This window comes from Micromonospora sp. NPDC048905 (genome assembly GCF_040649655.1).
Classification (GTDB): domain Bacteria; phylum Actinomycetota; class Actinomycetes; order Mycobacteriales; family Micromonosporaceae; genus Micromonospora.
This window is the reverse complement of sequence record NZ_JBEZFV010000004.1, coordinates 321,231-346,840: the sequence shown is the minus strand read 5'-3', so window position 1 is coordinate 346,840 and position 25,610 is coordinate 321,231. Positions and strand designations below refer to the sequence as shown.

Annotated in this window: 25 protein-coding genes; 15 read left to right on the top strand and 10 right to left on the bottom strand. The window is 70.9% G+C overall.

The genetic code is table 11. The features are described from left to right. Positions 1-40: 40 nt before the first annotated feature. The 3 genes from AB0C01_RS12935 to AB0C01_RS12925 are packed head-to-tail and all read right to left on the bottom strand — an operon-like array spanning position 41 to position 2,073. Positions 41-700, bottom strand: a complete 660-nt coding sequence (locus tag AB0C01_RS12935) for a response regulator transcription factor (RefSeq protein ID WP_357255386.1) — start codon at positions 698-700, stop codon at positions 41-43. After that, positions 697-1,716 carry a histidine kinase gene (locus AB0C01_RS12930; RefSeq protein ID WP_357571166.1) on the bottom strand — a complete coding sequence of 340 codons (1,020 nt, stop codon included), beginning with the start codon at positions 1,714-1,716 and terminating at the stop codon, positions 697-699. Before AB0C01_RS12930 ends, AB0C01_RS12935 begins: the two co-directional genes overlap by 4 nt. Positions 1,717-1,737: 21 nt before the next feature. Beyond that, the gene (locus AB0C01_RS12925; RefSeq protein ID WP_357571164.1) at positions 1,738-2,073 is read right to left on the bottom strand and encodes a hypothetical protein; all 336 of its coding nucleotides are present in this window, start codon (positions 2,071-2,073) and stop codon (positions 1,738-1,740) included. A gap of 205 nt (positions 2,074-2,278) precedes the next feature. Here AB0C01_RS12925 and AB0C01_RS12920 point away from each other — a divergent pair, with 205 nt between their 5' ends. Beyond that, a complete protein-coding gene (locus tag AB0C01_RS12920) occupies positions 2,279-2,971 on the top strand; it encodes an ABC transporter ATP-binding protein (protein WP_357571163.1) in 693 nt (230 codons plus the stop codon). Continuing rightward, on the top strand, positions 2,968-5,340 hold the full coding sequence (locus tag AB0C01_RS12915; protein WP_357571162.1) for an FtsX-like permease family protein: 2,373 nt from the start codon (positions 2,968-2,970) through the stop codon (positions 5,338-5,340). The genes AB0C01_RS12920 and AB0C01_RS12915 overlap by 4 nt, the downstream gene beginning before the upstream one ends. A 64-nt stretch (positions 5,341-5,404) precedes the next feature. Here the strand turns inward: AB0C01_RS12915 and AB0C01_RS12910 are convergent, their stop codons facing one another. The 3 genes from AB0C01_RS12910 to AB0C01_RS12900 form a co-directional block, all read right to left on the bottom strand. Further along, positions 5,405-6,160: an MBL fold metallo-hydrolase gene (locus AB0C01_RS12910; RefSeq protein ID WP_357255374.1), complete on the bottom strand. Its 756-nt coding sequence runs from the start codon at positions 6,158-6,160 to the stop codon at positions 5,405-5,407. 112 nt (positions 6,161-6,272) lie between these two features. Further along, positions 6,273-7,685 carry an acyl-CoA synthetase gene (locus AB0C01_RS12905; RefSeq protein ID WP_357571160.1) on the bottom strand — a complete coding sequence of 471 codons (1,413 nt, stop codon included), beginning with the start codon at positions 7,683-7,685 and terminating at the stop codon, positions 6,273-6,275. A 26-nt stretch (positions 7,686-7,711) separates the two neighbouring features. Continuing rightward, positions 7,712-8,338 carry a TetR/AcrR family transcriptional regulator gene (locus AB0C01_RS12900; protein ID WP_357571159.1) on the bottom strand — a complete coding sequence of 209 codons (627 nt, stop codon included), beginning with the start codon at positions 8,336-8,338 and terminating at the stop codon, positions 7,712-7,714. A gap of 395 nt (positions 8,339-8,733) precedes the next feature. Here AB0C01_RS12900 and rph point away from each other — a divergent pair, with 395 nt between their 5' ends. Next, positions 8,734-11,331, top strand: a complete 2,598-nt coding sequence (gene rph, locus AB0C01_RS12895) for a rifamycin-inactivating phosphotransferase (RefSeq protein WP_357571158.1) — start codon at positions 8,734-8,736, stop codon at positions 11,329-11,331. 22 nt (positions 11,332-11,353) lie between these two features. After that, positions 11,354-11,686 carry a VOC family protein gene (locus tag AB0C01_RS12890; protein ID WP_357255363.1) on the top strand — a complete coding sequence of 111 codons (333 nt, stop codon included), beginning with the start codon at positions 11,354-11,356 and terminating at the stop codon, positions 11,684-11,686. Positions 11,687-11,706: 20 nt separating this feature from the next. Here AB0C01_RS12890 and AB0C01_RS12885 read toward each other — a convergent pair whose 3' ends face one another. Then, positions 11,707-12,651, bottom strand: coding sequence for an acyltransferase domain-containing protein (locus AB0C01_RS12885; protein WP_357571157.1), 945 nt, complete (start codon positions 12,649-12,651; stop codon positions 11,707-11,709). 221 nt (positions 12,652-12,872) lie between these two features. On the opposite strand from AB0C01_RS12885, the gene wrbA reads away from it, so the two are divergent. Both wrbA and AB0C01_RS12875 read left to right on the top strand, forming a co-directional pair. Next, a complete protein-coding gene (gene wrbA, locus AB0C01_RS12880) occupies positions 12,873-13,472 on the top strand; it encodes an NAD(P)H:quinone oxidoreductase (RefSeq protein WP_357255357.1) in 600 nt (199 codons plus the stop codon). 142 nt (positions 13,473-13,614) lie between these two features. Next, positions 13,615-14,361: a tetratricopeptide repeat protein gene (locus AB0C01_RS12875; RefSeq protein ID WP_357571156.1), complete on the top strand. Its 747-nt coding sequence runs from the start codon at positions 13,615-13,617 to the stop codon at positions 14,359-14,361. A 40-nt stretch (positions 14,362-14,401) separates the two neighbouring features. Here the strand turns inward: AB0C01_RS12875 and AB0C01_RS12870 are convergent, their stop codons facing one another. Continuing rightward, on the bottom strand, positions 14,402-15,004 hold the full coding sequence (locus AB0C01_RS12870) for a methyltransferase domain-containing protein (RefSeq protein WP_357571155.1): 603 nt from the start codon (positions 15,002-15,004) through the stop codon (positions 14,402-14,404). A gap of 100 nt (positions 15,005-15,104) precedes the next feature. Between AB0C01_RS12870 and AB0C01_RS12865 the strand changes: the two genes are divergently transcribed. Continuing rightward, entirely contained in the window at positions 15,105-15,401 is a 297-nt protein-coding gene (locus AB0C01_RS12865) for a chorismate mutase (RefSeq protein ID WP_357255348.1), read from the top strand. A 77-nt stretch (positions 15,402-15,478) separates the two neighbouring features. Continuing rightward, a complete protein-coding gene (locus AB0C01_RS12860) occupies positions 15,479-15,697 on the top strand; it encodes a hypothetical protein (RefSeq protein ID WP_357255345.1) in 219 nt (72 codons plus the stop codon). A 52-nt stretch (positions 15,698-15,749) separates the two neighbouring features. Here AB0C01_RS12860 and AB0C01_RS12855 read toward each other — a convergent pair whose 3' ends face one another. Next, on the bottom strand, positions 15,750-16,571 hold the full coding sequence (locus tag AB0C01_RS12855) for a hypothetical protein (protein ID WP_357571154.1): 822 nt from the start codon (positions 16,569-16,571) through the stop codon (positions 15,750-15,752). A gap of 6 nt (positions 16,572-16,577) precedes the next feature. Here AB0C01_RS12855 and AB0C01_RS12850 point away from each other — a divergent pair, with 6 nt between their 5' ends. Next, a complete protein-coding gene (locus tag AB0C01_RS12850) occupies positions 16,578-17,570 on the top strand; it encodes a GNAT family N-acetyltransferase (protein WP_357571335.1) in 993 nt (330 codons plus the stop codon). 34 nt (positions 17,571-17,604) lie between these two features. On the opposite strand, the gene AB0C01_RS12845 is transcribed toward AB0C01_RS12850, so the two are convergent. Continuing rightward, entirely contained in the window at positions 17,605-18,405 is an 801-nt protein-coding gene (locus AB0C01_RS12845; protein ID WP_357571152.1) for an IclR family transcriptional regulator, read from the bottom strand. Positions 18,406-18,569: 164 nt separating this feature from the next. On the opposite strand from AB0C01_RS12845, the gene AB0C01_RS12840 reads away from it, so the two are divergent. The 6 genes from AB0C01_RS12840 to AB0C01_RS12815 all read left to right on the top strand — a co-directional run bounded on the left by AB0C01_RS12840 (position 18,570) and on the right by AB0C01_RS12815 (position 25,593). Next, a complete protein-coding gene (locus AB0C01_RS12840) occupies positions 18,570-19,817 on the top strand; it encodes a sugar ABC transporter substrate-binding protein (protein WP_357571151.1) in 1,248 nt (415 codons plus the stop codon). A 74-nt stretch (positions 19,818-19,891) separates the two neighbouring features. Beyond that, positions 19,892-20,839: a sugar ABC transporter permease gene (locus AB0C01_RS12835; protein WP_357255329.1), complete on the top strand. Its 948-nt coding sequence runs from the start codon at positions 19,892-19,894 to the stop codon at positions 20,837-20,839. Then, a complete protein-coding gene (locus AB0C01_RS12830; protein WP_355033267.1) occupies positions 20,836-21,666 on the top strand; it encodes a carbohydrate ABC transporter permease in 831 nt (276 codons plus the stop codon). Before AB0C01_RS12835 ends, AB0C01_RS12830 begins: the two co-directional genes overlap by 4 nt. 8 nt (positions 21,667-21,674) lie before the next feature. After that, complete coding sequence (locus tag AB0C01_RS12825) at positions 21,675-22,859, top strand: mandelate racemase/muconate lactonizing enzyme family protein (RefSeq protein WP_357255326.1); 1,185 nt, start codon at positions 21,675-21,677, stop codon at positions 22,857-22,859. Beyond that, entirely contained in the window at positions 22,856-24,067 is a 1,212-nt protein-coding gene (locus AB0C01_RS12820; RefSeq protein WP_357255323.1) for a fumarylacetoacetate hydrolase family protein, read from the top strand. Before AB0C01_RS12825 ends, AB0C01_RS12820 begins: the two co-directional genes overlap by 4 nt. Before the next feature lie 2 nt (positions 24,068-24,069). Next, positions 24,070-25,593, top strand: a complete 1,524-nt coding sequence (locus AB0C01_RS12815; protein ID WP_357571334.1) for an aldehyde dehydrogenase (NADP(+)) — start codon at positions 24,070-24,072, stop codon at positions 25,591-25,593. The last annotated feature ends 17 nt before the right edge of the window (positions 25,594-25,610 follow it).

Genomic DNA, 25,610 nt, shown 5'->3' with positions numbered 1-25,610 from the left:
GTCCCACCGGGTCGATCGAGCGTCGACCGGGCGGCCACGGTCAGGGGGCGACCAGGCCGGTCCGGTACGCCACGACGACGGCCTGGACCCGGTCGCGGAGGCCCAACTTGGCCAGGATCCGGGCGACATGCGTCTTCACTGTCGCCTCCGACAGGTGCAGGCGGCCGGCGAGTTCGGCGTTGCTCAGGCCGTGCGCCAGCAGACCCAGCACCTCCATCTCACGCGGGGTCAGAGCGGCCAGGTCCCGGTGGATGGCCGGCGGGTCGGTGTCGCGCTGGGCGAACCGTTGCACCAGCCGCCTGGTGATCGCCGGCGCCAGCAGCGCGTCACCGGTGCGGACCAGCCGGACCGCACCCACCAGATGCTCCGGGGTGACGTCCTTGAGCAGGAAGCCGCTCGCTCCCGCGGTGAGGGCCGCGTACACGTACTGGTCGAGGTCGAATGTCGTGAGCATGATGATGCGCGGTGCCTCGCCGACGCCGGCGAGGATCTGGCGGGCGGCCGCGAGACCGTCCAGGTCGGGCATCCGGATGTCCATCAGGACCACGTCGGGCCGGTGCCGGTGGACCGCCTCGACGGCCTCGACCCCGGTCGTCGCCTCGGCGACCACGTCGATCCCGTCGGCGGTCAGGATCATCCGGAACCCGGCCCGGACCAACGCCTGGTCGTCAGCGACCACCACCCGCAGCGCTGCGGTCATGCCGTGCCCCCCAGAGGTGTGCCCGCCCGGCCGTCGCCCGCGACGTCGTCGATCAGGGCATTGTCCACCGGGATCAGGGCCTGGACCCGGTATCCGCCGGTGAGTCGTGGACCCGCCTGCACCGTGCCCCCGTAGACCGCCAGTCGCTCGCGCAGACCGATCAGCCCGCGCCCGGTGCCGGTGCCGGCGGTCACGCCGGCTCGGCCGCCGGTGTCGGTCACCTCGACCCGCAGGTGCGTCCCGGCATAGTCGACGAGCACGCGCACGGATGCGCCGGCAGCGTGTTTGACGGCGTTCGTCAACGCCTCCTGCACCAGTCGGTACACGGTCAGCTCGATGCCGGACGGCAGCGGCCCCCGCTGCCCGCGCACCACCAGCTCGACCTCGACACCCGAGTCGCGCACCCGCCGCACCAGTGCGTCCAGCCCATCGAGGCCGGGCTGCGGAGCCAGGTCGGCGGCGCCCTCCTGCCCCAGGACGTCGCCGTCCATCGTGAGCAGCCCCATCACGTGCCGCAGCTCGGTCATCGCCGCCCGGCCGCCGGCTTCGACCGCGAGCAGCGCCGCCCGGGCGTCCTCGGGCCTGGACTCCATCACCTTGCGGGCCGCGCCGGCCTGGATCACCATCACGCTGACGTTGTGGGTCACCACGTCGTGCAGCTCCCGGGCGATCCGGGCACGTTCGACCTCCGTCGCCCGGCGCAGCGCCTCGACCTGCTCATGCTCCATGGCCGACATCCGCGCCCGGCCCTCGTCGGCGTGCTCCTTCCACCGGCGTAGCCCGTCGGCCGCCACCGCGATCGGCAGCAGGATCAGAAACGGCACGGCGCTGTCGGACACCGAGCTGGCGTCCGACTGCAACCCGGCGTGCAGAATCGCGGCCGCCGGCAGGCTGGCCAACGCCAGGATCTTGTACGGACTGAAGACCGCGGCGCTGTAGCCGGCCACCACGCAGGCGAAGAAGGACAGCCGCAGCGCGGCCGGATTGTCGTCGACCAGCCCGGCGCTGGCCAGCACCACCCAGAGCGTCCCCAGCGGTTACCGGCGGCGAAACAGCAACGGCAGGACGACGAGCATGAGCAGCGCCGCCGTCCAGCCGGTGCCGTCGTCCTCGACCGGCAGGAAGGGTGGCCACACCGGGTCGGGTGGCACCGGCGGACCCGGCCAGAGCTCGCCCCGCTCGAACACGATGCGGTGCTCCGCCGGCCGGTCATCGACACCCCTGTCCGCCTGGATGGCGAGGAGACCGAGCCCGAGCGCCAACAGCGCGTCGAACAGCTGCCCCCGGCGCGACAACAGCGGCAGCTGGCCGACCGGACGCGCCAGGGACCGGATGTGCGACCACAGCCGGATCACCACCGCACGCCACGTCATCGGTTCATTCTCGGTGCCGACCGCGCCGCTGCCTATCCGCCTGGCGAGCGGTGTCGCTACATCGCACGCCTACGTCGCAGGGATGACGCCGCCGCCGCTCATCCCGACGCGGTACCGAAGATGCCTCTCGCTGCCGATGTGTCCGACTCGTCCCCGCCCCTAGCGTCAGCCTCGCCAGCTCACCATCACCTGAGGAGACGGGGACATGACCACACCGCTTATCGAGTTGCACGAGGTGACACGCCGGTACGACGAAGGGCCACCGGCGCTGCGCGAGGTGTCGTTGAGCGTCGCGCCCGGCGAGGCGGTGGCGATCCTCGGCCCGTCCGGCAGCGGCAAGTCGACGATGTTGAACCTGGTGGCCGGGCTGGACCGGCCGAGCGCCGGCACGGTCACCGTCGACGGGGTGCGCGTCGACCAGCTCGGCGAGGCGGCCTCCGCCCGGTACCGGAGGACCCGGATCGGCCTGGTGTTCCAGTTCTTCAACCTCCTCGACGACCTGACCGTCGCCGACAACGTCGTGCTGCCGGCACAGCTCGCCGGAATGGGCCGTGGCACCGCCCAGCGTCGGGCGACCGAGCTGCTCGGCCGGCTCGGCGTCGACCGACACGCCGGGGCGTACCCCGGGAGGCTCTCCGGCGGTGAACGGCAGCGCGTCGCCGTCGCCCGCGCGCTGATGAACCGGCCGCCGCTGCTGCTGGCCGACGAGCCGACCGGGGCGTTGGACACCGCCTCCGGCGAGGAGGTCATGCGGCTGCTGACCGAACTGCACGCCGACGGCCAGACCATCATCCTGGTCACCCACGACCTGGTCCTCGCCGAGAGGTGCGCCACCCGGACCGTCCAGCTCCTCGACGGGCAGGTCGCCGCCGACACCGCGCTGGAGCGGACCCGATGAGCGCGCTGGCTCGGGTGGTCCGCGCCGGGGTTGGGCGGCGACGCGTACAGACGGTCGTGATCGGTCTGGTGGTGATGATCGCGGTGACCTCGGCCGTCCTCGGCGGTTCGCTGATGGTGGCCTCCCGGGGACCCTTCGACCGGGCCTTCAGCCAGCAGCAGGGGGCGCACCTCGCCGCCCAGTTCGACGCGGACGCGGTCACCGAGGCGCAGTTGGCCGCCTCCGCGAGCGCCGCCGGGGTCGCCGGGTCGGCGGGACCGTTCCCGAACGCGGAGCTGAACCTGAGCAGCCCGATGGGTAACCCGGTGCCGCCGCTGACCGTCGTCGGGCGTGCCGAGCCGGGCGGCGCGGTCGACCGGGTCGACGTCATCGACGGCCGGTGGGCGACCGGGCCGGGGGAGATCGTGCTGGCCACGGGGGAGCGCCTGCGGTTGCCACCGCAGGTGCTCGGCCAGCGGTGGACGGTGTCCGACGCGCCGGGCAGCCCGACGGTGACCGTCGTCGGGCTCGCCCGGTCGGCCAGCCAGACCGCCGACGCCTGGACCACCCCGGCGCAGCTGGCGGCCTGGACCGGTCCCGACGGCCCCCGCGCCTACCAGATGCTCTACCGCTTCACCGAGGCCGGCACGGCGGCACAGGTCCAGGCCGGTCGGACCGCGGTGCAGGCGTCCGTCCCGGCCGCCGCGCTCGACAGCGCCGTGTCGTGGCTCGACATCCGCCGGGAGGCGACCGGCGAGACCGTCCTGCTGGTGCCGTTCCTGATCGCCTTCGGCATGCTGGGCGTGGTCATGGCGGTGCTGATCATCGGCAACGTCATCGCCGGCGCGGTCTCCACCGCCACCCGCCGGATCGGCATCCTCAAGGCGCTCGGCTTCACGCCAGCCCAGGTGGTCCGGGCGTACGTGGGGCAGGCGCTCATTCCGGCCACGGTCGGTGCGGCGCTCGGTGTGGTCGCCGGCAACCTCCTGACCGTGCCGATCCTCGCCCAGACCAATCAGATCTACGGCACGAGCGACAACGGGGTCGCGCTCTGGGTCGACGCGGTCGTGGCCGGCGGCGCGCTCGCCCTCGTGGCGGTGACCGCCCTGGCCGCCGCGGCGCGGGCCGGCCGGTTGCGCAGCGTCGACGCGCTCGCCGTCGGGCGTACCCCCCGGCCCGGCCGCGGTCGATGGGCGGCCCGCCTGACCAGCCGGCTGCCGATCTCCCGGCCGGTGTCACTCGGCCTGGCCCACCCCTTCGCCCGACCGGTACGGGCGGTGAGCATCGTCGCCGCGATCGCGTTCGGCGCGGCCGCGGTCACCTTCGCGGTCGGTCTCGGTACGTCGCTCAACCGGATCCAGGAGGTCGAGGACATCGCCGACGTCCAGGTCGGGCAGCCGCACCAAGGGCCGAGGGGAGGGCCGCCGGGTCCGGGGCAACCGCGGGGTCCGGTGCAGCCGCAGTCGTTCGGCGACCCGGCCGCCATCGAGCGGGTGATCACCGACCAGACGGGCACCGACGGGTACCTGGGCATGGCCCGCAGCGACATCACCGCCGGGGGGATCACCGGTGAGCTGGAGGCGGTCGCCGTCACCGGGCCGGACGCGGCGCGCTACTACCGGATGGTGTCGGGCACCTGGCTGACCGGCCCGGCGCAGATCGTCGTCTCGACGCCGTTCCTGACCGCTGCCGGCAAACAGGTGGGTGACCGCATCGTGCTGACCGACAAGGGCGTCGACATCCCCGTCACGATCGTCGGTGAGGCGTTCAACATCGACGACGACGGTATGCAGGTCGTCACCGATATCGCCACCCTGTGGGCGGCCGAGCCGGAGCTGGCGCCGTCGATGTACTACGTCACGGTGACGTCCGGCACCGACGCCCGGGCGTACGCCACGGCGTTGACGGCGGCTCTGGAGCCGCTCGGCGCGGTGGCGGACGGCCTCAGCCACGAGCCCGACGAGATGATCATCATCATCAACGCGTTGACCGGACTGCTCAGCCTCCTACTGATGGTCGTCGCCGGTCTCGGCGTGCTGAACACGGTCGTCCTGGAGACCCGGGAACGCGTCCACGACCTGGGCGTACACAAGGCGCTCGGGATGACGCCCCGGCAGACCACGGCGATGGTCATCGCCTCGGTCGTGGTCACCGGCCTGGTCGGCGGCGCGGTCGGTGCGGGGGTCGGCGTGCTGCTGCAACGCACGGTCATCACCGAGATGGCGAGCAGCGTGGGCTTCCGCCTGCCGGGCGCGGTCCTGGACGTGTACGGGTCGGTCGACCTGCTGCTCTTCGGGCTCGGCGGGCTGGTCATCGCCGTGATCGGTGCCCTGCTGCCGGCCGGCTGGGCGGCGAGGACCCGGGTCGCGGTGGCGCTGCGGACCGAGTGACGGAAACAAGCCGCCGCTCACGGAACCCGTCCGTGAGCGGCGGTCACCCGCCCACGCCGGGAACTCAGATGGTGGCCGTGTCGCCGGGTCGCAGGTCGACGAGCAGTTGGCGCGACCCCGCCTCCTCGAAGGCACGCACCACGTCGTCGGCGCCCTGGGTGTAGTGCGCCCAGCCGTGCTGGTGGACCGGGACCACCGCCCGCACACCGAGCAGGGCCGCCGCCCGGGCCGCCAGTTCCGCGGTCAGGGTGAGGAACCCCTCGCCGCGGGCCGCGATGTAGGCCGCGCCCAGGTTGAGGATCGCGACCTCGATCGCCGGGAACCGCTCCGCGATCACCGCCACGACGTCCACCGACGCGTTGTCACCGCTGACGTAGACCGTCGGCCAGCCACTCGCCTCCAGCACGAAGCCGATCACCGGGCCGTTGACCACACCGATCTCCGGCGTGCCGTGCAGCGCCGGAACCGCCGTGACGCGCAGGTCGCCGACGTCGGCGTGCTCGAACGGCCGAAGACCGACCGCGTCGGGGCCGAGCTTCGGCGCCCCCGCGGCCGTGGTGAGCACCCGGCGGGCCTGCCGCGCGTACTCCCGGCCGGAGATGTCGAGGTTGTCGAGGTGGTGCTCGTGCGACACGAGCACCAGGTCGGCCTGGCCGAGGTCCGCGGGCGAGACGCTCGGGCCGACAAGCTTGGTCGCGGTGACCGTCCCGTAGTGGTACGTCTGCGGATCGTCGAAGGTCGGATCCAGCACGACGCGCGAGCCCGCGTAGTCGAGGACGGCCGTCGGCCCGCCAATGGCGCGTACGGTCAGCTCGTTCATGGTGCTCTCCCTGGTCTCCGGTGGCACCCGCGGTCGTCCGCGCGAGGTGCGCGACTCGGCGTTCCCACTTTTCGGCCGGGAACGCCTCGATCTCGCGGCGGCCGGTGGGGGATCAGTCCGCCCGGAGCCGGCTCTTCTGCACCTTGCCGAGCGCGTTGCGGGGCAGGGCCTCGACCACCCGCACCTGCCGGGGACGCTTGTGGGTCGACAGCTGGCGGGCCACGAACTCGATCAGTTGCGCCTCGTCGATCCCGTCACCCACGACGTACGCCGTCACCTGTTGGCCGAGGTCGGGGTGCGGAGTGCCCACCACCGCGGCCTCCCGGACCCCCGGATGCGCCAGCAGCGCGTCCTCCACCTCCCCGGCGCCGATCCGGTAGCCGCCGCTCTTGATCAGGTCGGTGGCCGCCCGGCCGACGATGCGATGCCAGCCGTCCGGACCGATCGTGGCCACGTCGCCGGTGCGGAACCAGCCGTCCGCGGTACGGGTGGCGGCATCCGCGTCGGGCCGGTTCAGGTACCCGTCGAAGAGGGTCGGGCCGCACACCTCCAGCTCGCCCATCGCCACCCCGTCGGTGGGCAGGGAGCGGCCCTGCTCGTCCACGATCCGGGTGCGTACTCCCGGCAACGGCAGACCGACGGCGCCGGGGCGACGGGGGCCGTCGGCGGTGGCGCTCACCGTGATCAACGTTTCGGTCATCCCGTAGCGCTCGACGATCTGGTGGCCGGTGAGCCTGGTCAGGTCGGCGAAGACGGTCGCTGGCAGGGCGGCGCTGCCCGACACCAGCAGCCGCGCGCCGCGTAGGGCTCGGGCCGAGGTCTCGTCGGCGGCGATCCGGGACCAGATGGTGGGGACGCCGAAATAGAGGGAGCCGCCCGCCGCCGCGTACCGCTGGGGGCGGGGTTGGCCCACGTGGTGCAGTCGGCTGCCCACCCGCAGGGGGCCGAGCACCCCGAGCACCAGACCGTGTACGTGGAACAGCGGCAGGCCGTGCACGAGCAGGTCGTCGGGTGTCCACTGCCAGGCCGCGGCGAGCCCGTCGAGGCAGGCGGCAATGGCGCGGCGGGAGAGCGTCACGCCCTTCGGTGCGCCGGTGGTGCCGCTGGTGTAGAGAATCAGCGCGATGCCGGCCGGATCCGGCTCCGGATGGGCGGTGTCCGAGCCTCGTCCCAGGTCGATTGGAATGGTCGGTAGCCCGCCGGGTGGGTCCCGGCGCTCACCAGGAGCCGGCACGAGCATCGCTCCGGGCGCCGAGTCACGCAGGATGTGCTCACGTTCCATCGGGCCGGCGTCCGGCGGCACCGGTATCACCGCCGACCCGGCCAGCAGCGCGCCGACGACACCGACCACCGTGTGCAGGCTGGCGGTCGCGTCGATGGCGACACGGTCCACCCCGCGCAGGTCGTCGGCCACCGCGGCGGCGAGCCGCCGCAACCGGACCCACGACGTCGCCTGGTCGTCGATCCGGATCGCATCCGGACGCTCGTCGCCGGACGAGAGCAACCACCGCAGCAGCACAAGCATGGACCCTTCTCGTCGTACCTCGCGGGTCAGCCGGTGGCGCCGATGTGTCGCCAGGTCGACGTGATGGCGGTTTCCAGCTCGGCGCGCATCTGCTGCGGATCGGCGGCCAGCCGGGCCGCGACCGTGGCATCGGAGTAGAGCATGGTGACCGCGCCGATCAGGGTGCCCACCATGGCGCCGACAAGCGCCGAGGCGGCTACCGGGTCCAGTGTGTCGGGATAGGCGTCGAGCAGCGCCCGGACGATCTCGTGTTGACCCTCCAACACCTTGCGTACGGCACCGGCCCGCAGTGCCGGCGTCTGGAGGATCAGGTCGGCGCGAACGCGCTCGGACTGGCGCATGAGGTCGCTGTCGGAGTGCAGCACCGAGTGGAACGCCCGGATCAGCAGTTGCGCGGGGGTCTCGTCCGGACCGGGGTGCGCCAGCACGGTGGTGAGCAGCTCCAGCTTGAGCGGGGGGTCGTCGAACAGCACGTCCTCTTTGCTGGCGAAGTGGACGAAGAAGGTGCGGGGCGAGACGTCGGCGGCGGCCGTCACGTCGGCGATGGTGGTCTCGTCGTATCCCCTGCTGGCGAACAGGGCGATCGCCGCGTCGACGAGCGCCTGTCTGGTGCGCGCCTTCTTCCGCTCGCGAAGGCCCATGTTGCCCGTCATCGCTGCATCTTACAACCTGGACGTTGCAGCCAATGCAATCTTACGTTCGCTGTCGTCCTCTTCGGACTCTTCGTGCACGGCGAGGCGTTGTGCATTCGCGGTCGAGGGCCCGGCGTCGATGGCTGTGTTGGTGTGGCCCGGGACCCTGGGTCTGCGACGGGCGAGTACAACAAAAGGCAGGGAGATCAGACTCCCTGCCACTTCTAACTTATACCGTACCGGGGGGCTTGCGGCAAGACCCGGGTCGTGCCGCAGAATCGGCGGCCGGACGCGGCGGCGACGACAAATCGGGGGCGGGACGTGGGTGTGTGGTCGTTGTACGGGGGGCGGGTCCACCGCGATCCGCGGGTGGGGTCAGCGGTGCGCCGGAGCGCGGCTGCCGGAGAGGTGGGGCGATGATCGAGCAGTACGTCGTAGATCTTCGAGAGGTGGACCAGACCCAGGTCGCACTCGTCGGCGGCAAGGGCGCGAACCTGGGCGGGCTGTTCCGGATCGACGGCCTCCGCGTGCCGGCCGGCTTCTGCGTCACGACGGCCGCCTTCCGGCGGGTGGTGACGGAAGGGCCGGCGATCGGCGATCTGCTCGACCGGCTGTCGCGCCCGGGTCCGGAGGACCGGGAGGCGATCCGCGCGCTCAGCGCCGAGGTCCGCCAGCGCATCGAGGGGGCCGCCATCCCGGGCGATGTCGCGGCCGCGATCACCCGCGCGCTCCTCGTGCGCGGCGAGCAGTCCGCCTACGCCGTACGGTCCAGCGCGACAGCGGAGGACCTGCCGACGGCCTCCTTCGCGGGCCAGCAGGACACCTACCTGAACGTCGTGGGTCCGGCGGCGGTCCTGGCCCACGTCAGCCGGTGCTGGGCGTCGCTGTTCACCGAGCGGGCCGTGACCTACCGCCTCCGCAACGGTATCGACCACCGGAAGGTCGGCATGGCCGTGGTCGTACAGCAGATGGTCTTCCCGCGGTCGGCGGGCGTCCTGTTCACGGCCGACCCCGTCACCGGCAACCGCAAGGTCGCCACCGTGGACGCCAGCTTCGGCCTCGGCGAGGCCCTGGTCTCCGGCCGGGTGAACCCGGACGTCTTCACGGTGCGTGACGGTGTGGTCGTCGGCCGGGCGGTCGCCGCAAAACAGCTCGCCGTGCACGCCCTCCCCGGTGGCGGAACGCACGAGGTGGTGATCGACTCGCCGCGGCGGGAGCAGCCGGCGCTGACGGACGCGCAGGTCGTCCGGCTCGTGCGACTCGGGCGACAGATCGAGGCGCGGTTCGGCTGCCCGCAGGACATCGAGTGGTGCCTGGTCGACGATGACTTCCAGATCGTGCAGAGCCGGCCGATCACCACGCTCTTCCCCATCCCCACGGCCCACGACCCGGAGAACCACGTCTACCTCTCCGTCGGCCACCAGCAGATGATGACCGACGCCATGCGGCCACTGGGTCTCTCCATGTGGCAGCTGACGGCCATGGCGCCGATGCACGAGGCCGGCGGCAGACTCTTCGTCGACGCGACCCGGATGCTGGCCGCGCCGGCGAGCCGCGCCCGCTTCCTGGAGATGGCCGGCCGGACCGATCCGTTGACCCGGGACGCGCTGCAGACCGTCCTCGACCGCCCCGGCTTCGTCCCGGCGCTGCCGGACAGCGGCCCCGTTGGGCCGCCGGGCGGTGCCGCGCCCACCCCGATCGAGACCGATCCGGCCATCGTCACCCAACTGATCGAGCGCAGCGAGGCGTCCATCGCCGCCCTGCGACGCGACATCGCCCCGTTGGCCGGACCAGCGCTGTTCGACTTCCTGCTGGAGGCCTTCGCGCAGCACAAGCGGGATCTCGGTGATCCGTTGAGCATGCAGGCGATCATGGCGGGGATGCAGGCCACCTGGTGGCTCAACGACCGACTGGGGGAGTGGCTCGGCGAGACGAACGCCGCCGACACCCTCACGCTGTCCGCCCCCGGCAACGTCACGTCGGAGATGGGGCTCGCGCTGCTCGACGTCGCGGACGTGATCCGTCCGCATCCGGAGGTGGTGGCGTTCCTGCGGGGCGTCGAGGACGACGGCTTCCTGGACGAGCTGCCGAAGATCGCGGGTGGGGCCGAGGCGCGCGACGCCATCGAGGCCTACCTCGACCGGTACGGCATGCGCTGCGTCGGCGAGATCGACATCACGAGACCGCGGTGGCGCGAGCGACCCGCCACGCTCCTGCCCGTGCTCCTCGACAACGTCGCGAACTTCGCGCCGGGTGCCGCCCGGCGGCGCTTCGATCAGGGGCAGCAGGAGGCGCAGCGCAAGGCGCACGAGGTGTTGACGCGCCTGCGGGCACTGCCGGACGGGGAGCAGAAGGCCGACGAGACCGAGCGCATGATCGACCGGGTCCGGACCTTCATCGGCTACCGGGAGTACCCGAAGTACGGCATCATCAGCCGCTACTTCCTCTACAAGCAGGCCCTGCTCGGAGAGGCCGAGCGCCTCGTGCGGGCCAACGTGCTCCGCGAACGGGAGGACGCCTTCTACCTGACGTTCCAGGAGTTGCACGACGTCGTGCGCGCGAACCGGGTGGACGACACGCTGATCCAGCGACGCAAGGACGCGTTCCGGTCGTACCAGGGGCTCACGCCGCCCCGGGTGTTGACCTCCGAGGGCGACGCCATCAACGGGGCGTACCGACGCGACGACGTGCCGGCCGGTGCTCTGGTCGGCCTACCGGTCTCCGCCGGGACCATCGAAGGGCGCGCCCGCGTCATCCTCGACCTGGCACAGGCTCACCTCGAACCGGGTGACATCCTCGTCACGGCGCACACGGATCCGAGCTGGACGCCGCTCTTCGTCGGCATCGCAGGCCTGGTGACGGAGGTCGGCGGATCGATGACACACGGCGCGGTGATCGCCCGGGAGTACGGCCTGCCGGCCGTCGTCAGCGTGGTGGACGCCACCCGGCTGATCGCCGACGGACAGCGGATCCTCGTGCACGGCAGCGACGGCTACGTCGAGATACTGCCCTGACTGAGCGGTCGCCCGCCGGCGGGTGGAGGGCTTCGCCACCTGGGACGATTTCGAGTCGGCCCGGCCGCCTGAGCAACGGGGTTCGGCGTTCGCCTGCGCCGATCCCACCGGGGTGGGACCGCGTCTGTTCTTCCAGCGCGTGCCCGAAGGCAAGGTCGTCAAGAACCGGCTGCACCTCGACGTGCGGGTCGGCACCGGGCTCGTGGGTGATGAGCGACTGGCCGCGTTGGAGGCCGAATGCACGCGACTGGTCGCGCTCGGTGCGACCCGCGTGCGGCTGCTGACCGCCGACGAGGACAACGAGTCCTGCCTCGTGATGCAGGACGTGGAGGGCAACGAGTTCGACCTCGACTGAGGTGCCACGCGACCGTCGTCCTAGGTCGGGAATCGGCCCCGGCGCCAGCGCCAGTGCCGGCCGGCCTTCAGGTGGTCGACGATCGCACGCTGGAGCACGGTGCCGCGCGGCAACTCGTCGAGCGGTGTGGTCAGGGTGCGGAACGCGAATCGCCGCACCTCGACATCGGCGTCCACCCCTTCCGGTTCCTCGTAGGGGTCCAACTCGAAGCGCTGCTGGAACTTGATGATGTTGGAATCCGCGGGCAGGTACTCCCGCAACTGCGGATCCAGCAGCCAGGAGCCGCAGGCGAACGCGGTGTAGTGCTCGTCGGGAAAGTGGCGTGGGAAGAACGCGCGGGCCTCGTCGAGCGATGCGTCGACGGCCTCCGGGGTGAGCGGCCCCGCCTCGGGGATGTGCAGGTCGATGGCGGTGCCGCCGCGCTGGTACTGCAATCGGCCCAACTCGTAGAGGCCGCCGCGCGCGTGCAGCGTCAGCCAGCTCTGCATGACCGGCCAACCCTCGCGGTGCATCCGCCTGTCGATCGCGAGGTTGCGGCCCAGGTCCGCGAGGGTTGCCCAGGACACCTCGTCGGTGATGCCGTGGTCGCGGTGGTAGCTCCGGACGCGGTCGACCAGGGCCAGGTACGCGTACACGTAGAGGTGCCGCCAGGCGGGGCCTCGGTCGCGCGGCAGCTCCGGGCCGGGCGGCAGCCAGCCGTGGCCCCCGAGATCGGCGAGGACCAGAGCGGTCGAGCGGTCGAGCAGCCAGCGCAGCTCGGCGGTCCACAGAGGTGAGTCGGGGTCGGGCCAGCCCGCCATGACCTCGGCGGCGTCGTCCGGCCGTACCTGGAGCCGGTCGAGGATCGCGGGCGCGTCGGCCTTGGCGGGTAGCGGAGTCGACGGCCTGCCGTCCGCCAGGAGGTGTACGCGATCGATGTCCTCGACGGGCACCCCGAGCCGGTCGGCGATGGCGTCCAGATCCACGCGGCCGATCGTACCGGCGATGGCACGTCCGGTCCGGTGTGAGCTGTCCCGGTCCGGGGCAACACCAATCCCTCGGTGGTTCTGCGCCCCGCAGCACCGTTTGTCGGGTTCCGAGCCGCGCTCACGGCCCCGGTGGCAGCTGCTCGCCGCTGTTGCTAGAGTCAGATTGTTGCTGCCGCAAATTTATCGCCAGCAACTACTTCGACGAAAGGACCCCTCCGATGACCAAGCTCGCCGTCATCTACTACTCCTCGACCGGCACCATCCACGCCATGGCCAAGCGGCTCGCCGAGGCCGGCGAGAAGGCCGGCGCCGAGGTACGGCTGCGCCAGGTTCCGGAGCTTGCCCCGCAGGAGGCCATCGCCTCCAACGCCGCCTGGAGCCAGCACTTCGACGCCACGAAGAACGAGGCGAAGGCGACAGCCGACGACGTCGTCTGGGCCGACGCGGTGCTGTTCGGCACCCCCACCCGGTTCGGCAACGTCGCCAGCCAGCTCAAGCAGTTCATCGACACCCTCGGCCCGCAGTGGGGGCAGGGCCTGCTGGCCGACAAGGTGTACGCCGGCTTCACCGCAACCATGACCGCCCACGGTGGGCAGGAGTCGACGCTCCTGGCGCTCTACAACACGATCCACCACTTCGGCGGCCTGGTCGCCGCCCCCGGCTACACCGACCCGGTGAAGTTCGCCGACGGCAACCCGTACGGCGTCTCGCACGTCACCGGCGGAAGCAACGACGCGCCGCTGGGTGACGCGCAGCTCAACGCCCTCGACCACCTGGCTCAGCGGGTGGTCACGATCGCCGGCAAGCTCGCCGCCTGACCACGCGCGAGGCCTTGACCGGGCCGAGCGAACACGAGCGACAGACCTGGGGCCGGTTTCCCGGCTGTGGAAACCGGCCCAGGTCTGCTCGACCGCCACGGGGGCGATGGCTGCGGCCTTCCACGTGATAATTGCTGGGGGAGTGGAGGGGACGACAGAGGTGGGTTTCAGCGACGACGTTCGCGCGGCCTTCCGCCGGGGCGAGACCGACGCGGTGGTGCGCATGAGCGAGGCCGAGATCGACAGGGCACGGGCGGCCGGCGATCCGTCGGGCGAGGTGGAGGCCCGGTACAGCCTCGCCCGGGTCGCCATCCGTGGCGGTGACCTCCCGGGCGGGGAGGCGCGCGCCCAAGAAGCGCTCGCGGTCGCCCTTCGCTCCGGCGACCGGAGTCTGGAGGAGCGGCCCCGCCACGTGCTGGCCGCGGTGGCCCGGATGTCCGGCGACCTGACCCGGGCTCGGCAGCTCTACCGGGAGAGCATCGCGCTGAACGAGGCCCTGGGCCAGCCCAAGCTCGTCAACTCGGAGACCCACAACCTCGGGTTCTGCGAGTTGGGTCTCGGCAACCTCGACGCGGCGCGGGCGTTGTTCGCCGCGAGTCGGGAGAGGGTTTTCCGCGAGGATTGGGCGGAGTTCGTCCCGTACGTCTGCCTGGCGGGCGCCGCGCTCGCCTCGGCCAACGGTGACCACGCGCGGGCCGGTCGAATGGTGGCCGTCACGGACGCCGCGTTCGCGGCGCTGGGCCAGGTGCCCGATCCCGATGACGCGGCCGACCTGGCCGCCGTGCGGGCGGCCGCGGTCGAGGCGCTCGGCGCGACCGGCTTCGCCGCGCAGTACGCGCGGGGCCAGCATCTCGAACCGCGTGCGGCATTCGTCGAGGACGCCGACTGACGCGATCGGCACCCATGGCGCGGACGGCCCCGGCTCGCCGCTACTCCGCGACCGCCGCCATGGCGGCGTGTGGCCGCTGACTGCCTTCCCTGGGCCGCTGTACGCGTTCGACCTCTCGGAAGCCGGCCCGGCGGAGTCGCTCGGAGACCTCGTCGGGTGGCCAACGGTAGGCGGTCACCACCTTGTGCGCGAAGGGACCGACCTCGTCGGCGTCGAAGAACCCCAGCACCAGCCTTCCGCCCGGGGCCATTGCCCGGCGGAACTCACCGAGTACGCCGTCGAACTCCTCCGGCGGCAGGTGGATCAGCGAGTACCAGGCCAGGATGCCGTCGACGGAGCCGGTGGCGACATCGAGGTGTTCGAACGACCCGAGGTGGAACTCGACGTCCGGGTAGGCGGCCCGCGCATGGGTGACGAACTCGGGGACCAGGTCGATCCCCCTGACGTCGAGGCCCAGCGAACGGAGGTAACCGGTGAGGTGGCCAGGGCCGCAGCCCAGGTCGAGCACCGGGCCGAGATGACCGGCCAGGTGTCGACCGATGAAGGCCGGGTCTTCGGGATTCATCTTTCGGGTCGTGCCGAACAGGTCGATGTAGAGACCTGCGATGGACCCGTACGCCTGCCGAACCGTCTCGCTCTGCACCGTCGGGACTATACGAGGCCCGGGCGTCGCCACGCAGCGGCGAGCGGGCTCGGATGTCGACGGTCCGAGCAGCCGGCCCCACCGTGCGACGATCTCCGGCATGACAGACACCGCATCGGCGCTCACCGACATCCGCGCCCAGATCGACGAGTTGGACGCGGCGCTCGTCGGGCTGCTCGCCCGCCGGGAGGCCCTGGTCCGGCGGGCGGCCCCGCTCAAGAGCGACAGGCAGGCGGTCCGTGCCCCGGACCGGGTGGCACAGGTGGTGGCCAGGGTCCGCACGCTGGCGGACGACGCCGGCGCGGACCCGGACCTGATCGAGCGGATCTACCGCGGCATGATCCAGGCCTTCATCGACATGGAGACCGACGAACACCATCGGCTCAACGGCGCCTGAGCGCTCCGGCCGCGAGGTTTGGTGCAGGCCACGGCGACCCGTGTTTGTGGCGCCGGCCCGTCGGGCACAGAATCACCATGGCGAATGAACGAGTCAAGTCCGTCGGCGGCTACTTCATGCGGCTTGTCGGCGGGGTGGCGGTCATCGTGGGCCTGCTGGGCCTCTTCGCGACCCTGGCCCAGGGCAACGTCACCGGGCTGGTCCTCAGCATCATCTTCGTCGTGGGCGGTGTCGTCCTGCTCAAGCGGTCGCCAGACCTCGGCCGAGCGGGTCGGAGAGAACGCGGCCCCGCGTGACCCTCCACAGCGGCGCCACCGGCTCCCGCACGAGGGCGCGGGGTGTCCGGCCCTAACCCCGCTCGCCGTCGATGCGCCGCTGTTCGGCATCGCGCAGTCGCCGGTAGAGCCTCGCCGCATCCTGGTCACCGACCCGGTCCGCCGCCTCGGCGGCGACTCGCAGCACCACCAGGGGCAACCGGGGGACCTGGCGCGCCTGCCGGTCGGCCTCGGCGAACACCACGGCGGCAAGCTCGGCGCCGGCGGAACCGGCCAGGAGGAAAAGCTCCTCCACATACATCCGACCCAGGCCGACCTCGGTCCAGCCGGACACGTCGTGCAGGGCTCGGCGACACTCACGTAACGCCTCCCAGGCGGCGCCGTGGTTGCCGGCCTGGCGTTCCAGCCCGGCAAGGGACTGCCAGGCCGACGCCGCATCCCACGCGTTGTCGGCGAACACGAGGCTCTCCCGCTGAGCCGAAGCGGCCTCAGTGAACGCCCCGAGATCGGCCAACTCATATCGCAGCCGGCTCAGGGTGGCCTTGTCCCGAGGCCGGTCCACCGCCCACCGGTCCAACCACTCGCGTGCCAGCCCCTGATCACCGACCAGTTTGGCGCGTGCGATCCAGGTGAGCGGGTCCTCGGCGCTCGGGTCACCCGGGAAGAACGATCGTTTCCCGCGCCACCATTCCGCAAGCGTTTCCTCGGAGACCCACGGCTGGCCCTCCTCGTCCAACAGGTACGCCAGCACGTCGTCCCGCTCGGCGTGCCCGCTGTCCCGCACGTAGGCAACGGTGGTCGGCGCGCCGGCGGCGAACAGGTGCTCACCGTCGTAGCCGCACCAGGTGTCGAAGTTGGCCCGCTTGAGTTCCCAGTGCAGCCACACGTCCTCCACCTGGTGATGCTCTGCGAGCAGAAAGCCAGCCAGTTCGGTCTCGTCAGTCAGGCCCTGAAACGGCGCCTCGCGTCGACACTGGGCCTCCTGCCTGGCCAGCCACCGCACCAGCGGAAGGTCCGTGGCCCGGCGGCCGTACTGCAGTGCCCACAACACGCTCGCCCGCCGGCCCGCATTCGTGTCGCAGGCCTGGCCGTCGGCGTCGGTGCCGCGCTCGTAGCGAAGCTCGTGCCACACGGCCGAGGAGCGTCGTGCCCGTTCGAGTTCACGTCGCGCGGCCTCCATCACCCGTACAAGATCCCACTGTCGGCGAGCCTCCGCATCGTCGGCGACCTCTACGCAGTGCTGGAAAAAGACACCACTGGCGAAAGCTCGCGCGGAGTCATCGACGGAGCCGACCCGTTGCCGGATGCGGTCGCACCCGTGCCAGGATGTCGTGTGACCTGCGCATCGACAATTTCGTCCGCCGTCGATCCGACCGGTTCTCCTCTCCTGCTGACCGGGGAGGAGGTGGTGTTACGGGAATGGGCCGACTCCGATCTGCCGTACCTTCGCGGGCTCTTCGACGCGGCCGACGTGGCCGCGAACACCGACATTCCCTCTCCGTTCGACGCGGATGCCTTCCTGGCCAGGATCCGGCGGCGTCGCACGCAGCGCATCGTCGACCTGGCCGTGACGCGCGACGGCGGGGAGCCGCTCGGCCTCGTCGCCCTGCACGTGGCAGGCGGTGTCCTGGGGTACGCCGTCGGCCCGGCGCATCGTGGTCAGGGTCTGGCGTCGCGGTCGCTGCGCCGGATGACCGAGTTCTGCCACGAAGATCTCGGTCTTTCCCGGCTGCGCCTCGCCATCGTGCGGAGCAATGTGCCCTCGCAGGGGGTCGCCCGGTCCGCCGGATACGTCCGCGGCGACGACGCCCTGGTCGAGAGGGTGAACGGGCTGGGGGAGTCGAAGCTGCTCGAGACGTGGTGGTGGACCGCGCCCGGGGCGACCGGACGCTGACCGACGCGGTCCGACGCCCCCGGTTGTCCATGGCTCACTCGTCGAGCGATCGGCCGTCCTCCGGCGCGGCCGGGCTCGGGACGGACGGCGGTGTGTAGCCAAGTTCGCGCGAGATCTGGTTCGCGGTCTCCAGCAGGCGCGGCAGGTTGCTCCTCAGTTGGTCGAGGTTGGCGATGACCTCGATCGCCGTGATCGAGACGGCGGCGATGACCTGGCCCCGGGAGTCCCTGATCGGCGCGGCGACGCACATCACGTAGGCGTCGTGCTCGCCGTTGTCCGTGGCCCAGCCGTTTTCGCGAATCCGCACGAGTTCGGCTTCGAGAGACTCGTGGTCGGCGAAGGTGGTGTCGGTGAATCTCTCGAAGACGACGGGGGAGAGCAGGCGGTCGCGTTCCTCGGACGGCAGGTACGCCAGGATCGTCTTGCCGACGGCGCTCGCGTAGATCGACACGGCCCGCCCCACCCGTGAGGGCAGCTTGACGGCATCGAACGCCGGACTGTCGACCTTGTCGATGTAGATGATCTCGTCGCCGGTCAGCTGTGCCAGGTGCACGGTGTGGCTGGTCTCGCGCTGGAGTGCGCGTAGGTGCGCGGCCGCGAACTGACGCAGGTCCATCGAGCCGAGCGCGAGTTCGGACAGCTCGATCAGTCCGCTACCGAGCACGTAGGTGCCCGCGCCGGTCCGGCGGACGAAGCGCGCGGATTCCAGCGTCTGCAGGATCCGCAGGGCCGTGGACTTGTGCACGCCGAGCACGTCCGCCGCCTCGGTGAGCGACAGCGGGTGCTCCGCCGATCGACGGATGAGGTCGATCGCACGGCGAATCGATTGCGCCAAGGCTGTGCCTTCCCCCTCGAAGCGACGGGGAGCCCGTCGCTAGCGTTGCAATATGTGCAATGTAGACGACGCCATGCGCAACCGCCACTTGACACCGTTGCGCATGGCGCTACGATCGTTGCAATTTCATCCCGAAGACTCTGACTCGTAACACTGGAGTAACGATGGGTAACCAGCGCGCTCGCTTCGGCATCGCCAGGGCGACATGTGCCTTCGGCGTGGTCGCCGCTCTTCTGGCCGGCTGTGGCTCCGACGGCGATTCGGGCGACGGCGTCACCAAACTGACGTTCGCCGCCTCGACCTTCGGCGACCCGGGCCGCGGGCCTCTGCTGACCAAGTGGCTCGACGAGTTCAACCAGAGCCAGACCAAGGTCCAGGTCACCGCCGCCGCGGTCCCGTACCCGACCTTCGGTCAGACGGTGCTCACGCAGATGGGCAGTGGCAAGGGGCCCGACCTGGTCCGTTTCGACATGCCCGAGTTCGAGGCCGCCTCGGACGCCGGTCTGGTCGCACCACTGGACAAGGTGATCGACGCCGGCAAGTACGACTTGCTCAAGCAGCCGGACCAGTTCATGGTCCACGACGGTGTCCGGCACGGCGTCATCTTCGAGGCGTCGAACTACGCGATGTTCTACAACGCGGACCTGATCCCGACTCCGCCGACGACGTACGAGCAGTTCACCTCCACCGCGAAGTCGCTGACCAAGGGCGACGTCTTCGGTCTGGCGTTCCGCCAGACGGAGGCCGAGGAGGCCGGCGTGTGGCAGGACATCTTCAACTACGTCTACGGCTTCGGCGGCGCGTGGTCCGACGGCAAGAACCTGACGATCAACTCGCCGGAGAACCTCAAGGGCCTCCAGGCGTTCAAGGACCTGTACGACGCGAACGTGATCCCGCGCGGCGCGGACGCGGCGACGTTCCGGCGGATGTTCGCCGAGGGCAAGGTCGGGATGGAGCTGAACAACGGGGGGTACGTGACCGCCACGCGCGGCCAGAACGCCAAGCTGAATTTCAGCGTCGCGCCCATCCCGTTCCCGGTCCGCAAGCAGGGCGCGATCCTCGCGCCGATCGTGATCAACGAGGCGAGCGAGGGCAAGGACGAGGCCGGCACCTTCATCACGTGGGCGCTGGAGCCGCAGAACCAGGTCAAGTTGCAGGAGATCCTCGGCGCGAGCAGCGTCGCCACCACCACGCAGCGCAGCCCGGAGACGCTCAAGGCGACCCCGTTCCTGCCCGTCTTCGACGGGCTCACCGAGACCAGCCTGCCGCAGATCGTCCTCGGGTTCGAAGCCAAGACGCCGGACATCCGCAAGGTGGTCGTGCAGAACGTGGTCGCGGCCCTACAGGGTAAGACCGACCTGAGGTCGGCACTGGACCGCGCCCAGCAGCAGGCGACCGACCTGGTCCGCTGACCGCTCGACACGGCGACGCTGCCGGCGCGACGGACATGCGCCGGCAGCGTCCTTCCTCAGAAGGATCGAACCCGATGACTGTGGTCGAGCAGACCGGAGCACCGAAGACAACACCCCGAGCGCGGCGTCGACCCAGCCCACTGGGGAGCAAGTGGACGCCGTACCTGTTCCTGGCACCCGCCGCACTGTTCATCCTCGTCTTCCAGGCGGTGCCTCTCGTCCAGGAGGTGTACCTCAGCTTCACCCGGACGAGACTGCTCAACCCGACCAGAAGCGAGTGGGTCGGGTTCGACAACTTCAACCGGATCTTCGGCGATCCGGAATTCCGCCACACCCTGCTGATCACCGTCGTCTACGTGATCACCTGCGTCGTCGTCGCGATCGGCGCCGGGCTCGGCGTCGCGCTCCTGCTCAACGGGAAGTTCCGGGGCCGCGGTGTGGCGCGGGCGCTGATCACCGTCCCGTGGGCCGCTCCTGGCATCGCGGTCGCGCTCATCGCCACCTGGATGCTCAACGCCCAGTACGGGATCGTGAACCGGTTCCTCGACGCGGTGGGACTCGGTGTGCCGGGCGGCGCGATCCTGGACAGCTCGCGCTACGCGCTCCCGGCGGTGCTCGCCACGACCATCTGGCAGCTGTTCCCGTTCACCTCGGTGGTGCTGCTCTCCGCGTTGCAGTCCGTCCCGCAGGACCTCAACGAGGCCGCGACCGTGGACGGCGCGGGGCGATGGGCCACCTTCCGGGCCGTCACCTGGCAGGTCATCAAGCCCACCGTGGGGCTCCTGGCGCTGCTCATGACGATCTGGTCGCTGCGGCGGTTCGAGCTGATCTGGTTGATGACCAAGGGTGGGCCGGTCGGCGCCACCGAGACGCTCGTCATCGACCTCTACTCGCAGGCGTTCGACTCGAAGGAACTCGGATCGGCGGCGGCCATCGGGATGGTCGGCGTCGTCATCTCACTCATCGTCGTCATCGGCAGCCGACTGGTCGCCCGTGCCGTGGAGAAGGAGCACGCCCGATGAGGCGCTTCCGTTTCGGTGTCACCGCACGGATCGTCGCCGTGCTCGTCGTACTCGGTGTCGCGGTGTTCCCGCTGTACTGGATGTTCGTCACGGCGCTGTCGAGCAACAGCGACCTCTTCGCCGACCAGCCCCGCCTCACGCCGGACCTCGGCCAGTTCGGGGTGTTCGTCGACGCGCTGGCCGAGGGCAAGGCAGCCGGGTGGCTGCTGAACAGCCTGATCATCGCCGTGGGCACGATGGTCCTCTCGGTCGGCCTGGGCATCCCGCTCGGTTATGCGCTGTCCCGGTTCTCGTTCGGGGGCAAGGCCGTGCTGACCGTCGTGCTGCTGTTCACGCAGATGCTTCCCGAGGCGCTCATGGTCGTGCCGCTGTTCGCGCTGTTCCGCCGATTCGAGTTGCTCGACTCGCTGACCGGTCTCATCCTGGTGAACTCCGCGTTCGTCCTGCCGATCGTGGCGCTGATCCTCAAGGGCGCGATCGACGGCATCCCGAAGGAGCTGGAGGAGGCGGCGCGCGCCGACGGAGCGCGGCCCTTCACCACCCTGACCCGGATCAACGTGCCGCTGATCGCGCCGTCGATCGCGGCGACCGCGGTCATCGCCTTCTTCCACGCCTGGAACGAGTACGTGTTCGCGGTGACGTTCATCTTCAACCCGGACCTGCAACCGGCCTCCGTGGGCATCGCGAACTTCATCGGTGAGCTGGGTACGCCGATCCAGACGGTGATGGCCGTCGCATTCCTGTTCACGCTGCCCGCCGTCGCCTTCTACCTGCTGGTGCAGAAGTACGTGGTGTCCGGCATGACCGCCGGCGCGGTGAAGGGTTGAGCCGAAGAATGAAGATCGTCTCCATCGACACGCTCGTCGTCGACTTCTACCGTACGAACCTCGTCATCGTGCGCGTGCACACCGACGCGGGGATCATCGGGCTCGGTGAGGCCACCCTGGAGGGCAAGGAACGGGCCGTCCAGGGGGCCATCGCCGAGCTGGCCGAGGCGGTCGTGGGCCTGGACCCCACACGCATCTCGAAGATCCTCTACGACCTGGCGCGGGACTGGTACTGGCGTGGCGGGCCGGTCATCATGACCGCGTTGAGCTCGCTGGAGATGGCCCTGTGGGACATCTCGGCGCGCGACCTCGGCGTCCCCGTCTCGCGGCTCCTCGGCGGTGCGACCCGGGACCGGGTGCGCGCGTACGCCAACGGCTGGTTCTCCGGTGCCGTCACGCCGGAGGACTACGCGGCGGCGGCGCGCCGGACTGTGGAGTCCGGCTTCCGCGGCCTCAAGTGGGATCCGTTCGAGAACTACGACCTGACCATCACCACCGCGCAGTTGGATCGGGTGCTCGCCCAGATCGACGCTGTCCGGGGCGCGGTGGGCCGGGACGTCGAGCTGTTCGTCGAGGGCCACGGTCGCTTCGACGTCCGCCACGCGATCAAGGTCGCGAAGGAGATCGCCCAGTTCGACCCGGTGTGGTTCGAGGAGCCGTGCCCGCCGGACAACCTCGACGCGCTTGTGGACATCCGCCGCGCGTCGCCGGTGCCCATCGCGGCGGGGGAGCGGTGGTACGGCCGCCAGGGCTTCGCGCCCGCCCTCGCCCGGCAGGCCGTCGACTTCGTCCAACCCGATGTGACCCATGCCGGCGGGATCGCCGAGCTGGCCTTCATCGCGACGCTCGCGGCGACAAGTTACGTGGGGTTCGCGCCGCACAACCCGAGCGGCCCCCTCAGTACGGCCGCCACGCTGCAACTCGGTGCGACACTGCCCAGCTTCCGCTACCTGGAGATCATGGCGACGGACGTGCCGTGGCGACCCGAGATCACCAACGAACGGCTGGTGCTGACCGCCGACGGCGACGTGCTCATCCCGACCGGCATCGTCGGACTCGGCATCGAGTTGGATCTCGCCGCGATCGAGCGGCACCCGTTCACACCGCACCCGCTGCGCATGTTCCAGGACGCCGTGTACGACATCCGTCCGCGAGACGAGCGATCCTTCTTCAACCTGGAGAGCGGCTCATGACGGTGCCCCAGCCCCGGCGACAGCCCGACGGCGCGGACTGGTTCGGGACCGCCGCCGAGGCGCTGCCCGACGACGTCGACGACAGTGTCCTCATCGGCCGGATCTGGGATCCGGCCGGCGACGGCCCGTCACCCGTTACCGTCCGAGACGGTCAGGTCATCGACCTCAGCCAGCGGTTCCCCACCGTCCGGGACATCTGCGAGCTGCCCGACCCCGCCGCGACGGTGGCCGGGCTCGACGGGCCGCGGCTGGGCGACTTCGGCGAGATACTCGCCAACACGGCGGCCACGACCCGCGACCACAGCCGACCCTGGTTGCTCGCCCCGGTCGACCTTCAGGCGCTCAAGGCCGCCGGCGTGACCTTCGCCGTCTCGCTCATCGAGCGCGTCATCGAGGAACGGGCCCGTGGAGACCTGGCGCTCGCGGCGGACATCCGGCAACGAATGCTCGCCGACATCGGTGCCGACCTGCACAGCCTGACCCCGGGTTCGGCCGAGGCCGACCGGCTCAAGAGCCTGCTCGTCGCCGAGGGCATCTGGAGCCAGTACCTGGAGGTGGGGATCGGGCCGGACGCGGAGATCTTCACCAAGGGCCAGGTCCTCTCCGCCGTCGGCACCGCCGTCCCGGTGGGGGTGCTCGCCTCGTCGACCTGGAACAACCCGGAACCCGAGGTCACGCTGATCATCCAGTCCAGCGGCCGGATCGTCGGCGCCACCCTCGGCAACGACGTGAACCTGCGGGACGTCGAGGGCCGCTCGGCACTTCTGCTTCCCCTGGCGAAGGACAACAACGCCTCGTGCGCCCTCGGTCCCCTGATCCGGCTGTTCGACGAACGGTTCGACCTGGACCGGGTGCGCGAGCTTGAGGTGAGCCTGGACATCGAGGGCGTGGACGGCTTCCACCTGGAGGCGGTCTCGGAGATGACGCGGATGTCGCGCGACCCGGCGGAACTGGTGCGGCAGTTGATCGGGCCGCACCACCGCTATCCCGACGGCGCCGCCCTGATGCTCGGCACGATGTTCGCGCCCACCCAGGACCGGGACCGCCCCGACGAGGGCTTCACCCACAAGATCGATGATGTGGTACGGATCGGCTGCCCGGCTCTGGGCACCCTGGTCAACCGGGTGCGACACGCCCAGGAGTGTGAGCCCTGGCAGTTCGGCGTCCGGGATCTGATGGGCAATCTGGTGAGGAGAGGACTGCTGTGAACATGGTCAGCACGGTCGACCCGCGCGACGGTCACACTCGTACGACGGATCTCCGCGAGACCGACGAGCCGCGGCTGGAGGCGATCACCAGCCAGGCGGTCAACGCCACGCAGTGGTTGTCCGGCCTGGGCAGACTCGGCCGAGCGGACCTGCTGGACGCCATCGCCGCGTCCCTGGAGTCCCATCGCGGCGACGTGGTGGCGACGGCGGAGGCGGAGACCGGCCTCGGCAACGCGCGACTCGACGGGGAACTCACCCGGGCGGCGGTCCAGTTCCGGATGTTCGGCGACGTGCTGCGCGACGGGGGCTACGTCGAGGCCGCCATCGACCACGCCGCCGACACACCGCTCGGACGCGGCCCGGACCTGCGGCGGATGCTCGTACCCCTCGGGCCGGTCGCCGTCTTCGGCGCCAGCAACTTCCCGTTCGCCTTCTCGGTCGCGGGAGGTGACACCGCGGCCGCGCTCGCCGCCGGCTGTCCCACGGTCCTGAAGGCCCACCCGTCGCACCCGTTGACCTCACACGCCTCGGCCGAGGCCATCGCGGCGGCCGTCCGCGACCTGGGCGGGCCCGACGGTGTGATCGCGACCGTGTACGGCGAGCAGGCCGGCCGCTCGCTGGTACGCCACCCCGCGATCCGCGCCGCCGCGTTGACGGGCTCCGTCGGGGCCGCCCGCGGCATCCAGGCGGCCATCGACGAGCGACCCGATCCCATTCCCCTCTACGCCGAGCTGAGCAGCGTGAACCCGATCGTCGTCCTGCCCGGCGCAGCCGCCGACCGGGGCGAGCAGATCGCCGAGGGACTGTTCGCCTCCTTCACCAACTCGGGCGGCCAGCTGTGCACGAAGCCCGGTCTGGCGTTCGTCCCGTCCGATCCGAGCGGCGCGCGCCTGGTCGACGCGCTGCGCGAGAAGGTCGCCGCCACCGGCGGTGCGGTCATGCTGAACGACCGCATCCGGGCCGCGTACGAGCAGCAGGCGGCGGCCTTCGAGCAGGCCGGCGCTCGGGTCTCGGCGCGAGCGCGGATCGACGCCGAGGCGGGTTTCCGCGTCGCGCCGACGCTCCTGGAGGTCGAGCTGTCGGGCCTCACCGCCGAGATCACCGACGAGTGCTTCGGCCCGCTCCTGGTCGTGGTGCGCTACGACGACGTCGCCGAGTTGGACGCGGCGCTGGCGGCCGTCCCACCGTCGCTGACCGGGTCCATCCACAGCGCGCCGGACGACGACGCCGCTGTCGTACGCCGGCTGGTCGAGCTGTTCGCCGGCCGGTCGGGTCGCATCGTCTTCGACGGCTATCCCACCGGCGTCCGGGTCTCGTGGGCCCAGCACCACGGCGGACCCTGGCCCTCGACAAACGCCGTGCACACCTCCGTCGGCGCCACCTCGATCCGGCGTTTCCTGCGCCCGCTGGCCTGGCAGGACGCGCCGGCCTGGATCCTTCCGGAGGAACTACAGGACGGCTGCACCGCCATTCCCCGCCGAGTCGACGGAGAGCTGGAGCCACCCGTGAAACCCTCGCGCCGCTAGGACCGGCGCGCTGTGCC

Excerpts from the sequence above, each read along its gene's own strand:
- AB0C01_RS12935 (WP_357255386.1), bottom strand. The coding sequence starts at position 700 with ATGACCGCAGCGCTGCGGGTGGTGGTCGCTGACGACCAGGCGTTGGTC.
- AB0C01_RS12925 (WP_357571164.1), bottom strand. The coding sequence starts at position 2,073 with ATGACGTGGCGTGCGGTGGTGATCCGGCTGTGGTCGCACATCCGGTCC.
- AB0C01_RS12920 (WP_357571163.1), top strand. The coding sequence starts at position 2,279 with ATGACCACACCGCTTATCGAGTTGCACGAGGTGACACGCCGGTACGAC.
- AB0C01_RS12915 (WP_357571162.1), top strand. The coding sequence starts at position 2,968 with ATGAGCGCGCTGGCTCGGGTGGTCCGCGCCGGGGTTGGGCGGCGACGC.
- AB0C01_RS12910 (WP_357255374.1), bottom strand. The coding sequence starts at position 6,160 with ATGAACGAGCTGACCGTACGCGCCATTGGCGGGCCGACGGCCGTCCTC.
- AB0C01_RS12905 (WP_357571160.1), bottom strand. The coding sequence starts at position 7,685 with ATGCTTGTGCTGCTGCGGTGGTTGCTCTCGTCCGGCGACGAGCGTCCG.
- AB0C01_RS12900 (WP_357571159.1), bottom strand. The coding sequence starts at position 8,338 with ATGACGGGCAACATGGGCCTTCGCGAGCGGAAGAAGGCGCGCACCAGA.
- rph (WP_357571158.1), top strand. The coding sequence starts at position 8,734 with ATGATCGAGCAGTACGTCGTAGATCTTCGAGAGGTGGACCAGACCCAG.
- wrbA (WP_357255357.1), top strand. The coding sequence starts at position 12,873 with ATGACCAAGCTCGCCGTCATCTACTACTCCTCGACCGGCACCATCCAC.
- AB0C01_RS12865 (WP_357255348.1), top strand. The coding sequence starts at position 15,105 with ATGACAGACACCGCATCGGCGCTCACCGACATCCGCGCCCAGATCGAC.
- AB0C01_RS12860 (WP_357255345.1), top strand. The coding sequence starts at position 15,479 with ATGGCGAATGAACGAGTCAAGTCCGTCGGCGGCTACTTCATGCGGCTT.
- AB0C01_RS12850 (WP_357571335.1), top strand. The coding sequence starts at position 16,578 with ATGCTCTGCGAGCAGAAAGCCAGCCAGTTCGGTCTCGTCAGTCAGGCC.
- AB0C01_RS12840 (WP_357571151.1), top strand. The coding sequence starts at position 18,570 with ATGGGTAACCAGCGCGCTCGCTTCGGCATCGCCAGGGCGACATGTGCC.
- AB0C01_RS12835 (WP_357255329.1), top strand. The coding sequence starts at position 19,892 with ATGACTGTGGTCGAGCAGACCGGAGCACCGAAGACAACACCCCGAGCG.
- AB0C01_RS12830 (WP_355033267.1), top strand. The coding sequence starts at position 20,836 with ATGAGGCGCTTCCGTTTCGGTGTCACCGCACGGATCGTCGCCGTGCTC.
- AB0C01_RS12825 (WP_357255326.1), top strand. The coding sequence starts at position 21,675 with ATGAAGATCGTCTCCATCGACACGCTCGTCGTCGACTTCTACCGTACG.
- AB0C01_RS12820 (WP_357255323.1), top strand. The coding sequence starts at position 22,856 with ATGACGGTGCCCCAGCCCCGGCGACAGCCCGACGGCGCGGACTGGTTC.
- AB0C01_RS12815 (WP_357571334.1), top strand. The coding sequence starts at position 24,070 with ATGGTCAGCACGGTCGACCCGCGCGACGGTCACACTCGTACGACGGAT.